The sequence below is a fragment of the Escherichia sp. MOD1-EC5950 genome (assembly GCF_002965345.1).
Lineage (GTDB): Bacteria > Pseudomonadota > Gammaproteobacteria > Enterobacterales > Enterobacteriaceae > Escherichia > Escherichia marmotae.
Genome location: NZ_PTSR01000008.1, coordinates 65,970 through 79,592, shown reverse-complemented (window position 1 = coordinate 79,592; position 13,623 = coordinate 65,970). Strand labels below are relative to the sequence as shown.

Annotated in this window: 13 protein-coding genes and 1 pseudogene; 4 read left to right on the top strand and 10 right to left on the bottom strand. The window is 48.6% G+C overall.

Annotation, left to right across the window (positions count from 1 at the left end):
• Nucleotides 1–88 precede the first annotated feature (88 nt).
• Together BEA93_RS11225 and BEA93_RS11220 are read left to right on the top strand one after the other, a co-directional pair.
• Nucleotides 89–529 (top strand): PTS sugar transporter subunit IIA, encoded by a 441-nt coding sequence (locus tag BEA93_RS11225; RefSeq protein ID WP_000901999.1) that lies wholly within the window; start codon nt 89–91, stop codon nt 527–529.
• 56 nt (nt 530–585) lie between these two features.
• On the top strand, nt 586–1,812 hold the full coding sequence (locus BEA93_RS11220) for a polysaccharide deacetylase family protein (RefSeq protein ID WP_105224686.1): 1,227 nt from the start codon (nt 586–588) through the stop codon (nt 1,810–1,812).
• 3 nt (nt 1,813–1,815) lie between these two features.
• Here BEA93_RS11220 and panD read toward each other — a convergent pair whose 3' ends face one another.
• Nucleotides 1,816–2,196 carry an aspartate 1-decarboxylase gene (panD, locus tag BEA93_RS11215; protein WP_052977352.1) on the bottom strand — a complete coding sequence of 127 codons (381 nt, stop codon included), beginning with the start codon at nt 2,194–2,196 and terminating at the stop codon, nt 1,816–1,818.
• Nucleotides 2,197–2,469: 273 nt separating this feature from the next.
• On the opposite strand from panD, the gene rpnC reads away from it, so the two are divergent.
• Complete coding sequence (rpnC, locus tag BEA93_RS11200; RefSeq protein ID WP_000339936.1) at nt 2,470–3,366, top strand: recombination-promoting nuclease RpnC; 897 nt, start codon at nt 2,470–2,472, stop codon at nt 3,364–3,366.
• 71 nt (nt 3,367–3,437) lie between these two features.
• A pseudogene (locus BEA93_RS11195) lies at nt 3,438–3,668 on the top strand (hypothetical protein); the annotation flags it as partial.
• 70 nt (nt 3,669–3,738) lie between these two features.
• Here BEA93_RS11195 and panC read toward each other — a convergent pair.
• The 9 genes from panC to BEA93_RS11150 all read right to left on the bottom strand — a co-directional run bounded on the left by panC (nt 3,739) and on the right by BEA93_RS11150 (nt 13,606).
• Nucleotides 3,739–4,590, bottom strand: coding sequence for a pantoate--beta-alanine ligase (panC, locus tag BEA93_RS11190; RefSeq protein WP_000905373.1), 852 nt, complete (start codon nt 4,588–4,590; stop codon nt 3,739–3,741).
• 11 nt (nt 4,591–4,601) lie between these two features.
• Nucleotides 4,602–5,396, bottom strand: a complete 795-nt coding sequence (gene panB, locus BEA93_RS11185) for a 3-methyl-2-oxobutanoate hydroxymethyltransferase (RefSeq protein WP_000805500.1) — start codon at nt 5,394–5,396, stop codon at nt 4,602–4,604.
• A gap of 272 nt (nt 5,397–5,668) precedes the next feature.
• The gene (locus BEA93_RS11180) at nt 5,669–6,916 is read right to left on the bottom strand and encodes a fimbrial-like adhesin (RefSeq protein ID WP_105224688.1); all 1,248 of its coding nucleotides are present in this window, start codon (nt 6,914–6,916) and stop codon (nt 5,669–5,671) included.
• Nucleotides 6,917–7,106: 190 nt separating this feature from the next.
• Complete coding sequence (locus tag BEA93_RS11175; protein ID WP_236942058.1) at nt 7,107–8,402, bottom strand: fimbrial protein; 1,296 nt, start codon at nt 8,400–8,402, stop codon at nt 7,107–7,109.
• Nucleotides 8,403–8,411: 9 nt separating this feature from the next.
• A complete protein-coding gene (locus tag BEA93_RS11170; protein ID WP_105224689.1) occupies nt 8,412–8,990 on the bottom strand; it encodes a fimbrial-like protein in 579 nt (192 codons plus the stop codon).
• Nucleotides 8,991–9,021: 31 nt separating this feature from the next.
• Nucleotides 9,022–9,600 carry a fimbrial protein gene (locus BEA93_RS11165; protein ID WP_000753931.1) on the bottom strand — a complete coding sequence of 193 codons (579 nt, stop codon included), beginning with the start codon at nt 9,598–9,600 and terminating at the stop codon, nt 9,022–9,024.
• A 12-nt stretch (nt 9,601–9,612) separates the two neighbouring features.
• On the bottom strand, nt 9,613–10,173 hold the full coding sequence (locus BEA93_RS11160; RefSeq protein ID WP_105224690.1) for a fimbrial protein: 561 nt from the start codon (nt 10,171–10,173) through the stop codon (nt 9,613–9,615).
• Between the two features lie 23 nt (nt 10,174–10,196).
• The gene (locus tag BEA93_RS11155; protein WP_105224691.1) at nt 10,197–12,788 is read right to left on the bottom strand and encodes an outer membrane usher protein; all 2,592 of its coding nucleotides are present in this window, start codon (nt 12,786–12,788) and stop codon (nt 10,197–10,199) included.
• A gap of 86 nt (nt 12,789–12,874) precedes the next feature.
• Nucleotides 12,875–13,606 carry a fimbrial chaperone gene (locus tag BEA93_RS11150; RefSeq protein ID WP_000935954.1) on the bottom strand — a complete coding sequence of 244 codons (732 nt, stop codon included), beginning with the start codon at nt 13,604–13,606 and terminating at the stop codon, nt 12,875–12,877.
• Between the last annotated feature and the right edge of the window lie 17 nt (nt 13,607–13,623).

Genomic DNA, 13,623 nt, shown 5'->3' with positions numbered 1-13,623 from the left:
CCGGATGCGGGGGAGGGGAGTTTTGACGGTTATCACCCTTTATCAACAATGGTCAGGGTAGACTGATTTTCGGCTAAGGAGGAAAGCGATGTTAGGTTGGGTCATTACCTGTCACGACGATCGGGCGCAAGAGATACTGGATGCGCTGGAAAAAAAATATGGCGCACTTATCCAGTGCCGGGCAGTGAATTTTTGGCGTGGTCTTAGTGCCAATATGCTTAGCCGAATGTTATGTGATGCCCTGCATGGGACGGATTCCGGCGATGGCGTGATCTTTTTCACGGATATCGCGGGCGCAGCGCCTTATCGCGTTGCGTCTTTATTAAGCCACAAACATTCCTGTTGCGAAGTGATTTCTGGTATCACGCTACCGTTAATTGAACAGATGATTGCTTGTCGTGAAACAATGTCGAGTGCAGAGTTCCGCAATCGCATTGTCGAACTGGGGGCTCCTGAAGTCAGTAGTCTCTGGCATCAGCAACAAAAAAATCCCCCCTTTGTGCTAAAGCACAATTGGTTCGAGTATTAAATCGCATTCCGATTTTGCTACACTAACGGCGTTGTTTCTCGCCTGGTTGTTTCCTCATGATTAAAAAGTTTATTTTTCTACTGCTGCTGGTTTCATCTGGTGCCGACGCAGCGCTTCCCATGCGTTATATGCAAACCACTCAGGATGCGGCTATCTGGGGTAAAATTGGCGACAAAACGGTAACTGTTGGTAACATTCGCGCCGGGCAGATTATTTCGGTCATGCCAACCGCAGCCGATTATTATGAATTCAACTTTGGTTTTGGTACGGGATATATTGATAAAGGTCATCTGGAACCGGTACAAGGGCGGCAAAAAGTTGAAGATGGCCTGGGGGATTTACATAAGCCACTGAGTAACCAAAATCTTATTACATGGAAAGATACTCCGATATACAACGCGCCTGATGCTGGCAGCGCACCATTTGGCGTGCTGGCCGATAATTTGCGTTATCCCATTATTAATAAATTGAAAGATCGCCTGAATCAAACCTGGTATCAAATTCGTATTGGCGAACGTCTGGCCTATATCAGTGCGTTAGATGCGCAGCAGGATAATGGTATTCCTGTATTGACCTACCATCATATTTTACGCGATGAAGAGAATACCCGTTTTCGCCATACTTCGACCACAACGTCGGTACGTGCATTCAATAACCAGATGACCTGGTTGCGCGACAGGGGATATACCACGTTAACCTTGTATCAACTGGAAGGATATTTGCATAATTCGATAAATCTTCCAGCTCGCGCGGTTGTGCTGACTTTTGATGATGGCTTAAAATCGGTAAGTCGCTATGCGTATCCTGTTCTGAAACAATATGGTATGAAGGCGACGGCATTTATTATTACCTCGCGTATTAAACGTCACCCACAAAAATGGAATCCGCAGTCATTACAGTTTATGAGTATTTCTGAACTACGTGATGTCAGCGATGTTTTTGATTTCCAGTCACATACCCATTTTTTACATCGGGTTGATGGCTATCGCCGACCAATATTACTCAGCCGTAGTGAGCACAATATTCTGTTTGATTTCGAACGCTCACGCCGGGCGCTGACGCAATTTAATCCGCATGTATTGTATCTTTCTTACCCGTTTGGCGGATTTAATGATAAAGCGGTTAAAGCGGCAAATGAAGCCGGGTTTCATCTGGCGGTGACCACCATGAAAGGTAAAGTTAAACCGGGGGATAATCCATTGTTGTTAAAACGGCTTTATATCTTAAGAACGGATTCGCTGGAGACAATGTCGCGGCTGGTGAGTAACCAGCCGCAGGGGTAATACTCAGGCAACCTGTACCGGAATGGCTTTTGCGGTACGTTTCATTTCGTTGTTGCCTTCAAAGTAGGCGACGTTTGGTCGCCAGGTACGGGCTTCTTCATCCGGCATGGTGACGAAGCTGGCGATGATCACAATATCACCGACGCTGGCGCAGTGGGCCGCCGCACCGTTGACAGAAATAATTCTCGAACCGCGTTCTGCCGCGATAGCGTAGGTGGAGAAACGCTTGCCGTTGGTGACATTCCAGATATCGATGGCTTCGTTTTCGAGAATACCTGCTGCGTCAAGAAAATCCTGGTCAATGGCGCAAGAACCTTCATAGTGCAGGTCCGCATGAGTCACTTTCACGCGGTGGAGTTTGCCCTGCAGCATCGTGCGAATCATAACTTCTACCTTTCTACCCTGTCGTTAACGAAGCAGGCGATGCCTGCCTTGAGAAAATTCTCACGCAGTATTGCCCGATTTTTGTTTAGTGTCTACTCATCTGAGGCCATTTACAGCGGGAGTTTGCGTGCCGCGCCGAAGCCCGCTATGCAACTCCTGTAACCGATTGAAATTTCTCTGAACGCTGCTCGGTAAACAATAAAGAGACGGCTGATGACGGTATACATTGACTGGATACTGCCTTCACGCAAGCCAACATGGAAGACAGGGAAGATGGACGCACCAAGTACCACTCCGCATGACGCGGTTTTTAAACAATTTTTAATGCATGCGGAAACGGCCCGCGATTTCCTGGAGATACATTTGCCAGCGGAATTACGCGAGCTGTGTGATCTCGACACGCTGCATCTTGAGTCGGGGAGTTTTATCGAAGAAAGCCTGAAAGGGCATAGCACTGACGTACTCTATTCTGTGCAAATGCTGGGTAATCCCGGCTATCTGCATGTTGTGATTGAACATCAAAGCAAGCCGGACAAAAAAATGGCCTTTCGCATGATGCGCTACTCTATTGCCGCCATGCACCGACATCTGGAAGCGGACCACGATAAGCTGCCGCTGGTGGTGCCGATTCTGTTTTATCAGGGCGAGGCCACGCCTTACCCACTCTCGATGTGCTGGTTTGATATGTTTTACTCACCGGAGCTGGCGCGACGTGTCTATAACAATCCTTTCCCGCTGGTGGATATCACCATCACGCCAGATGATGAAATCATGAAACATCGGCGGATTGCGATTCTCGAACTGCTGCAAAAACATATTCGCCAGCGCGACTTAATGTTATTGCTGGAGCAACTGGTCACGCTGATTGACGAAGGGTACACTAGCGGAAGTCAGTTAGTTGCCATGCAAAACTATATGCTGCAACGCGGTCATACTGAACAAGCGGATTTGTTTTACGGTGTGGTGAGAGACAGGGAAACGGGAGGGGAGTCTATGATGACGCTGGCGCAGTGGTTTGAAGAGAAGGGAATTGAGAAGGGGATTCAGCAGGGAAGACAGGAGGAAAGGCAAGAATTCGCCCAGCGTTTTCTGAGTAAAGGGATGTCTCGGGAAGACGTTGCAGAGATGACGAATTTATCTCTTGCTGAGCTTGATAAGCTAATTAACTAAGTTGCCGGCATTATCAGTTATAGCCAGATAATGATTATTATTAACTGACCAGATAATTAAGGGAACCTATGGACATAAAGACACGGAGAGAAACCAGGCAGACGTTGGCGCAGTGGTTTGAAGAGAAGGGATTTCAGAAGGGATTTCAGAAGGGATATAAAGAGGGACTCCAGAAGGTAAGACAGGAAGTAAGACAGGAATTCGCCCAGCGTCTTCTGAGTAAAGGAATGCTTCGTGAGGATGTTGCAGAGTTGGCAAATTTACCACTTACAGAGATTGATAAGCTAATTAACCTTAACTAAGTTACCTGTGTTATGACAGATTACGTGGCAATTAATAATTGGCGCTATCAGCCGTAGCGCCAGTTAAGTATTACGCCAGTTCGACCATTTTATTGTCGATCAGGCGAGCATCGCCAAGCCAGGCGGCAATCAGAATCACTGCCCGTTTGCTTTTTTCAGTGACTTCCAGCAACGTGTCGGCATCGCGAATCTGAATATCATCGGCGCGGAAGCCTTTTTCATTCAACTCTTGCCCAGCAATGGCGATAATTTCATCGAGATCCCGCTCTCCAGCCTGCAATTTGTCAGCAATCGAACTTAAAACTTTGTACAGACCTGGTGCAATTTTGCGTTGTTCTGCCGTCAGATAACCGTTACGGGAGCTGAGCGCAAGGCCGTCTTTCGCGCGCATAATCGGCACGCCGACAATCTCAATATCAAAGCCCATATCAGCGACCATTTTGCGGATCAGCGCCAGTTGCTGAAAATCCTTTTCTCCGAAGCAGGCGATGTCTGGCTGGACCAGGTTGAACAGCTTGCTGACGATGGTCGACACGCCACGGAAATGTCCCGGGCGGCTGGCGCCTTCCAGCATAGTGGAAAGGCCGGGAACATCAACATAGGTGTGGGTTTCTGTTCCGTTCGGGTAGATCTCTTTTACCGATGGCGCAAAGACCAAATCCACTTTACGCTTGTTTAACTTCTCGCAATCTTCCTGCAAGGTGCGCGGGTAGCGCGCCAGATCTTCCGGGCGGTCGAACTGCATTGGGTTAACGAAAATGCTAACCACCACCACATCGGCGCGGGCTTTGGCTTCGTCGACCAGTTTCATATGGCCATCATGCAGGTTACCCATAGTGGGCACCAGTGCCACGCGCTTGCCTTCCATACGCAGGCGGCGAATTTGCTGACGCAGCAGCGGCAGGGTTTCGATAATTAACACAACGTCACTCCTTAATGGAAACTGTGTTCTTCGCCCGGATAGACGCCGGACTCCACTTCAGCCATATACTGCCGCACCGCAGCACGGATGTCGCCCGTTTCAGCGAGGAAATTTTTGGCGAATTTAGGAATGTGACCACCGGTAATGCCGAATGCGTCGTGCATCACGAGGATCTGTCCGTCAGTGACGTTACCCGCACCAATGCCAATGACGGGGATCGCCAGTGCCTCGGTAATGCGTTTTGCCAGCTCAACGGGTACACACTCCAGTACCAGCAATTGCGCACCTGCGGCTTCTAGTGCTAACGCATCGCTGAGTAATTGGTCGCCAGCCTCATCACCACGCCCCTGCACTTTGTAGCCACCAAAAATATTCACGGACTGTGGCGTTAAGCCTAAGTGACCACATACCGGCACGGCACGTTCTGTCAGCATTTGTACCGTTTCTACCAGCCATGCACCGCCTTCAATTTTGACCATATTGGCTCCGGCACGCATTACCCTGGCAGCATTTTCAAATGCCTGTTCCGGCGTGGCATAAGCCATAAAGGGGAGATCGGCCAAAAGCAGGCAGTTTGGCGCACCGCGACGCACGGCGGCGGTGTGATAGGCGATATCTTCAACTGTTACGGGAAGGGTGGAATCATGTCCCTGAACGGTCATACCTAGCGAGTCACCTACCAGCATCACGTTAAGGCCTTCGTCAGCAAACAATTTGGCGAAGCTGTAGTCGTAAGCGGTAATGGTCGCGAAGCGTTTTTTTTCCTGCTTGTATTTTTGAAGCTGCGAAATAGTCGTCGGTTTCATAACGTATCCTGATGGCTAAAGTGCAATTATTGGCATTCTAGCAGCCATATCGGGTGGGGCAATCATTTCGGTACGCTCATATCACCAGTTAACTGATGATATGACTTGAGACTGATGACGAACGCAAAATTGCCTGATGCGCTACGCTTATCAGGCTTACATGGCGTATCACAATTTATTGAATTTTTTCACGATTTCATAGGCTGGATAAAGTGTCCGCGTCACATCCGGCGTGTAACAACGAACGCTTTTCCAGCAATCTGGCCTGTCTATCAAGGATAAGTTATCTGGAATCTGCTGGTGGCCTCGAAAGCGCCTCCCTTGATAGTCGCATTACCGTCTTGTTGCAATGTTGCCTGAAACTCAAGCACCTGCGTTGTTCCCTGGCCTTTGCCTGGGTAGATGCCACCTGAAGTATCAATTTCATCTTCATATGCTTTATACACAGAGGTTCCCACGTTAGGTTCGAGAACCATTTTTTCACTCACACGGTTTTTTAACCCTTCGATCAGAACACCGACGCCTTCTGCGGCATTGGAACCAGTCAACGTATTAGTGATTAATTTTTTGTTTTGCACCCCAATGTTTCCAGAGGACATTTTGGTTTCAATATTTTGCACACGAATACAGTTTTGTAGGGCTATTTGAAAAGGTACTGGAGTTGCACCATTTTTGATCTGACCGGTTGTATAGCTGCCAAGTTCAACAGTCGTTCCATTGACTGTTTTTCCTGTAATCACTGAGGAAAAACAGGTCGGAAGTGATAAGGTCACATTCGCTAAATTGAAGTTAAAATAGATACTCCCACTGTACCCTTGAACCGTTCCCCCCGCATTCTCGGCCTTAAAACTGTAAAGGTAATCGCTGCTGCTGAGTAATGTTATTTTTTGGCCTGCTGTAGGGGCGAATGTCGTATCTGAATAAAATTCAACAGTAAAGTCTTGAACAACGCCACCTATTCTAAAAAATTTTGGAGTAAAACGGCCATCCAGTCGCTCACAGGCTCGTTGCAGATCGGCATCATGGAATCTAAAGTGGAAAGTTTGTGTTGGTGCATCCCCGATAAATATATCCGGAACGTCAGCGGTTGTATTATAAGCTGTCCATATAGTTGATATTTTTAATGTATAATACAGTCCTGTAACGGATGTTTTGAATAATTTATGTCCCCCGTAAACGAGCCCTGAATCAACCATTTTATTTCTGACAGTGATAGGGCCGCCAGTAGCACTGGAATGTGCTGTACAATATACACTGCCACTGTCATGGGTATCCTGATTAGGCCAGCGTAATTGTACCCCTGTCGGGCCGAGTTGAGTTGGGCGGTAAAATACCAGGTTATTACTGCTCCCGGAATACTGGAAATTTGCGCGGCCATTTCTTTCCGGCGGTACACCATCAGGCCCCGCACCAACAATAAAATCGACGGTTGCGTTACAGACACAATTAACAAATAGAAGAATGGTAAAAATAACAAATTGTAGAGTAGTTTTCATACGCACTCCATTGCAAACACTCATTGCATGAGTATTTGATATTTAGTGATAGTAAGATTTAATCAGCATAATGCTGGTTCCCTTTTGCGTAGCTAACATCATTTATTAATATAATAGAAATGATATAGAGTTATGATTTTTTAATTTATCAGTGTAGTTTTGTGGCACAAACCGCTGACTGCCAGGCGCAGTGCGCACCTGGCAGTAAGTAATATCAGGGATAGGTAATAGAGAATGTACCTGTTGCTTCAAATCCACCCGCGGTGATCACCGGGGCAGGTTGATCCTGCACGAAATCGGGAACCAGTTGCGCTTCGAAATCCAGGATATGTTCGACCCCAGGGTGCGTCACATCAATGGCATTAACGTCAATCCAACCGTCGGGGTTAGTCGCCGACTCATATTCTGTATAAACGGAATATGGATTATTAGGATAAAGCTGTTCCGCTTTACCGGTCGCGGCATCGTTCAGGCCGGTAATTTTCACCCCAATTCCTCCGGCTGCATTGTTTGTCTGTTGGTTGCCCAATAGCCTGACGCTGTTCCCGGTTTTTGTGGTGGACAGTTTCGTTATTATGCTTCCAATCCCCACACAGTCTTTTAATGCTATCTGGAACTGGCGTTTGGAATTACTGGTTCCGTTACTAATATCCGTGGTTAAAACATTGCCAAAATCGACGGTGTTGCCTTTAACATTTGTACCTGCAACGGCATCGGCATAACAGGTTGGGGCCGTAATCATCAGACCAGGGTTTCTAAACTCAACCACTAAATAATACCCTTGTCCCTGGGTACTGCTTCTGATGCTAAAACCGGGGGAATTTGTTGAAGCGAAACCACGGGTATCAAGGGTACTGTTACTGTCAATCTCCGCCTTAAATGAATCGTAGTCGCCAGAAGCGCCGCCACCAGTATATATACGGCTCTGATAGTCGCTGCCGAGGTAATAGGTGGTTCTCACCTGGAAAGTGAGTTGTTGATAGCCTGTACATTGTGATGGGTCGACAACATGGCCCGAGAATTCATCTCTATGGGTTCCATCAGCAAGGAGGCTGTGTTCCGCTCCTATGCCAAATGTAATGCCAGGGCTACTGAAATTAAGGATTTCGACCGACACATAGACGCCTTGTATCGTTGTCTTAAATAAGGGTTTGCCATCATACTGTTTGCCTGAGTTAATCAGGTTATGGTAAATCTCCGAATTGGATTGATCTCCGCTGGACGCGTCGCCAAAATAACAGTAAATCATATTGGATGTGGAGTTCGATATCATGTATACGCCTAACGGCGTAATCAATCCTGGTGCAGGCTGCCCTCCGGCAGAAGCGGGTTGTGTTCCATTCGGAAAAATATTGATTATAACATTACCATCATCATTTGGTTCGCCGTAGCTAATACGTGTTCCCGCCCATGTTGAAAATACAGCACCAGTGCTGATTAATAATACCAGGCTAATTACTGCTTTACTCAGTCTGTTAATAATCATCTGAATCCGCTCTTTATCTTTCATTCCATTGAATTAATCGTACCAGGTATCAACCAGTACACTGGTTGCCACTTTTCCGGCAGTGACAGAGGCAATATCATCAATTTTTTGCATTCGGGTATAAAAAGCCCAGGTCGAATTATTCAGACCCTGTGCATTCACCGTGTATGTCGACCGTGAAATACCTGCAGGAGACCAGACGTTAAACATATTGCTGCGATCGTGCGTTGAGAAAATCACCACGCCAACATTTTTGGCACCATTACTTTCCTCATTCGGAAAAACTTGTTGCGAGCCTGCTGCAAAAGCGCCGCTTTTAGGTTTGAAATCCAGATGCAAATTTGTAGTCCCTGTAGGGGCACTCCCGGAACAGTTATACAAATGGATAAAGAATTCCTGACCCCCTGAAAAATATTGCTCCGCCGTAATGCCGCTGGCGAAATAACCCAGGCTCACCGTACCTAAATCGACCGTCCCGCTGTTGCTAACGGATACCGTGCAGGTGGTGCTCAGCACTTTTGCGTTAAAGTCGACACTCACATCAGCCAATGTACTGGCGCTAAATAGCGCAGCACCAATGATAAGAGTGGTAGATAAACCGTGCTTTTTCATAACGTCCCTTTTACACAGGCTGCGCTGTAAATCACTTATAGGTAATATCAAATACTGCCTGGCTGGAAAACTCACCGGCAGTGACGTCCGCGTCAGCCTTACCGCTATCGCGGATCAGGCGTGCGCTGAGCGGCACGGTCGCGCCACCACCGACCATGGTGACCGGGAACGCGTTGGCGGATTTACACTTCAGTTGTGTACCGCTTTTAGGGGTTGCTGACCCCCAGACCTCAACGGCGACCGCTGCTGCTTTCGGGGTTGCAACGGAGGCGTTGGCAAATGCTTCTCCCGCGCCTGCGCTATCACAGGTTGAACCACTGGCCGGTTTCAATGTGAACTCTGCGCTGGATGTGGCTGCGCAGTTGCTGAGTATCAGATTGAATGATTTTGCTTTGTTTCCGCTGATCACTTCCGGGATGAAAACATCCTGAAAATCAATGTCGGTAACTGTCTTTGAGTTTTCCTGTACTTCGGCGCTACAGGTTCCTGCGGTGACTTTTGTCACGACGGTAAGATCCAGGGAATCCGTGGTGGCATTGGCGGTATTCATCCCAATGCTGAAGCATGCCATGGCGCTGACGACGTAGCAGGCTAAAGTTGTTTTTTTCATTGTGCTACCCCGTTATTCATAGGTGAAGTTAAACGTGACTTTGGCGCTGAAATCACCGATTGTGCCCTTATCAGCCTGGGTTTCTCGCATTACGGCAGCCAGTTTTAATCCGCCGCTGATTTCAGCAGTTGTCCACGTGATGTTTTCATCGTTCTGAACTTTAAAAAATGTGTCAGTTGACGTACTGGCCCGACGGAAACCGACACCGATACTGCCCGTTAACCCTGGCCCACCAGCGAGAGGGATCGCCAGGTTCATCCCCGCGACACCGGTTTTTTTCTCTGCCGTGATGGTAGAAATGATTTTGCTCGGGCTACCCGTACAGTTTTCTGTTTTTAAGGTAAATTCACCTACCGTTTCGGGGCTTTTCGCGCGTAACTGGTCGAGCCTGATATCAGGAATGACCAGCTTATAGGCATCAGTACCTGTTTTAGAAGTACCGGTTCCTTCCAGTTTGATATCACAGGTCGGCTGTATAATATCGGCCCTGAATTTAACGTCGACATCAACGGCCAGTGCCGAGGCTGAGAGCGTCAGCACGGCGAGTGCCAGAGGAATATTTTTCCGTGTCATAGGTTATCCATATCTCGCGGATTTTAGTGAGTTGCAGATACCGTACAGAGTACGTTATCCAGTGACAGGGTCTGGTTGCCGCGCTGATCAGCCGCGGATGCCGGAACCTGATAGCGCGCGATGCAGTGCTGCGAAACGTTGTCCTTATCGGACCAGTTCACCTGCAACACGCCGTTATCTTCGATACCGCGCACAAAGGCCTGGTTGTTCTGGCCGATGTAGCCCAGAGACTGCCCTTGCTCATTGGTGATATTGGCGGCAAATGGCAGAGGTTCGCCATCGCTACGACGCATCGTGATCATCGCTGAGCGGCCCTGATCGGTTTCGAAACTGGTCATGGTAATGGCCCCGTAGCGCGGAACCGTTTGTGAACTGGTGCTCTTAAGCTCTACGTCGTTTTCCAGCTCCTGAATATCGAGCGTGATGTTGTTTTCACGGTACGGAGAGGCGGACGTGGCGACGCCATAACCCCAGCGGTCAATGGTGTTACTGCTGTAGTTGATTCGTGCGCCATGCGCTCCAGGGGCTTTCACCAGGACAAGCGTATCGGTATCGCTAAAGCTGTGATTGGTATACGTCAGCCCGCCACCGTGCAGGACAAAGCCGCCATCGGTGCTGAGAGAGAGCTGACGGCTGTGGTCAGTGTCAGCCGATGCTGAGCCAGACCATGTACCCCATTGCGATTCATAGCTGAGATAACCGCCAATATCCGCCAGATTGGAACTCTGCTTATTGGTGGAGTAATTGGTATTCACGCTGTAGTTATATTTTCCATCGCCGCTGCTGCCGTTGGCGCTGGCGCTCAAACGATGGCTGCCGTTAAAGTCAGTGCTCATACGGCTGTCGAGATACTGGAAGCCGCTGTCGCGATGTTTACCGCCCAGTAATTTTTCCAGCGGAATGCTGAAACTCAGATAGAAACTGTCATCCTGATCGCCGTCTTCATTCCAGGTGCGTTGTACTGTGGCACTCCATGTTCCCCAACTTGTCCCTTTGCTGTAGCCCATAGAGTACGTGCTCTGGCTATGGCTTCCGCTCCAGTAATCCGTCCAGCTACCATTAAGATAAAACGAGCCGTAATCGACCTCCTCGAACATCAGCGGCTGGTTGAGACTGATAGTGAACTGATTGCGGGTACGCTGATAATTCCCCATTGTGCGTTGCTCGTCTGGCGAGCTGTGTCTGGCATCATCCTGTAACGTCAGGGCATCGTTCAGCCCCAGGTAATTACTGGTGGAATAGCGATAGGCGGCCAGGTTTAGTGAGGTATTGGTGGCACTGAACATTTTGTTCCACGAAATACGATAGCTTTGCCCGGTGTAGGTTTGATCGTTGTAGATATTCGCCTTCGACTGAGTGACGTCCAGCGATACTGCGCCGATGCTGGTGTTTACGCCCAGCCCCAGCAGCACGGCCATAAAGTCAGCATCGGTGAACTGGATACCCGTATAGCCGGTGAAGGTGTTGTTGATACCGTAGTAGAATGACCCTTGCAGCAAGTTATAGTCTTCGCGCAAATCGTCGCGAACGATTTGCCCGCCGCTGAGATCCCAACGCCCGACGCCCGGACGCAGCATCTGCATAACCGAGGAGAACGGTTGTGAGAATGTCCGCCGTGAACCGTCGGCTTCTTCAATGGTGACCACCAGATCATTGCCGTAGCCAGAAGGCATGATGTCATCAATGGCGAATTCGCCAGGCGGTACGGTTCCTTCGTAAATTTTATAGCCGCCCTGGGTGATGGTGACTTTGGCGTTACTGTTTGCCACGCCGCGGATCACTGGGGCAAAACTGGTCATGGAAGGCGGTAACATGCGGTCGTCGCTGTACAGGCGTGCGCCTTTAATGCCGACAGAGTCGAAGGTTTCCCCGGTGGTGTAGGTCTCCCCGACCACAAGTTGAGAACGAATAAATGGCAGCTCGCGCTGCATATAGCTGTTCTGGATATCAAAATTACCGCCAACATCCTGCTGCCAGCTATAGTTACCGTTGCTTCTGAAATGCCAGTTCCCGAGGTTAAGCCCTGCGTTGAGTGCAGTATAGAACGACTGAGTTTCATCACCCCGGCGCGTGTTGCGCCAGCCGTTCATACGGTAGGACAACATGGCGGCACTGATGCCGTCTTCCCATAATGACGGGTCGATATATCCCTGATAATTACTGAGGATCCAGATCTGCGGAACCGTGATATCCAACTTCTGATCGTTAGTATCGAAATAGACTTCTGACTGTGGGATCGCCCGCGCCAGATCGAGACAATCATCAGCTTCCGCTTCGCCTTTGCGTAATACAGCCTCTCCGTCTTTGAGATCCGGCTGTTTAATATGCAACTGATTGAGCATTTTACGAGAAATACAGGCGTCGGCACTTTTCTTGCCGGTATCAATAAGTTCTACGGTCATGCTCGTTGCGGCACTTTCATTGACGTAGACTTTTACGTCATAGCTGCCGGGCATAGCAGGGTTACCGTCGGAATAACGCGACAGGTCAATCCCCTGGGCAGAACTCCCCATCAGGAAGCTGGGATCGTATTCAATACTTTCTGCCGCATTGGCAGCATGGCCATAAATGCAGGCAAAAATAACGGCAATCCGTGTCAGTTTACAATGAGTCATCTGTTTTTTCTTATGCTCGACGCTGTAATCATTCAGTCAATAATTAATTCAAGATATTTACCCTGGCGATAATGTAATTCGTGAGATTACATATTTGCTTCGCCTTTTATTTCACTGCCGTAATCACTAATAGCTGAATAGTGTAATTTAGCGCCGCCAGGGGAGGTATTCAGACCCTGTACTGTAAATTCGGCATCGCTTTTTGGCGCAACCATTGTGGCGTCTACGGTATATTTTTTATTTCCTGACTGCACATCGACAGACGAGAAGGAAACGTAATAAGGCGTTGGGTTCGTCACTTTTATTTTATTTCCATTCCAGCGCCAGGTTAATTGCTCTGGCGCTTTGAAATGCTCACCGGCTAATCCATCAGGGCGATAGAACAGTTTGATACGGGTACGGAAAGCCAGTTGCAGGACATTTTTATTTTCAGCTTCTTTTGCCTGCATTTTGGGTGGAACTTCCAGCACGTTAAACCAGTACACACTTTCCCTGTCTTTCGGTAATGCCTGCGTGCCGGTATAGGTGATGGTAACGGTTTGGCCTTTTTTCGGGTCTATGCGTGAGACCGGTGGGGTCGCGTTAAACGGGACTTTGATCAAAGCCGGGTCTACATTGTCATCACCGGTATCAAGCCAGGACTGCACCAGCAATGGGCGAGAGCCTTTATTTTCCAGGCGAGCAGTGATCTTTTTGTCGCTTTCTTTATAGATGATGCGCGTACCGTTGATAACGATATCGGCCTGGGTTATGGGGCTGAATGCCGTAAGCGTTGCACCGACAACGATAGCAGCGATAGTCTTGTTATAATTCAACATGTTATCTCTCCCTGAAA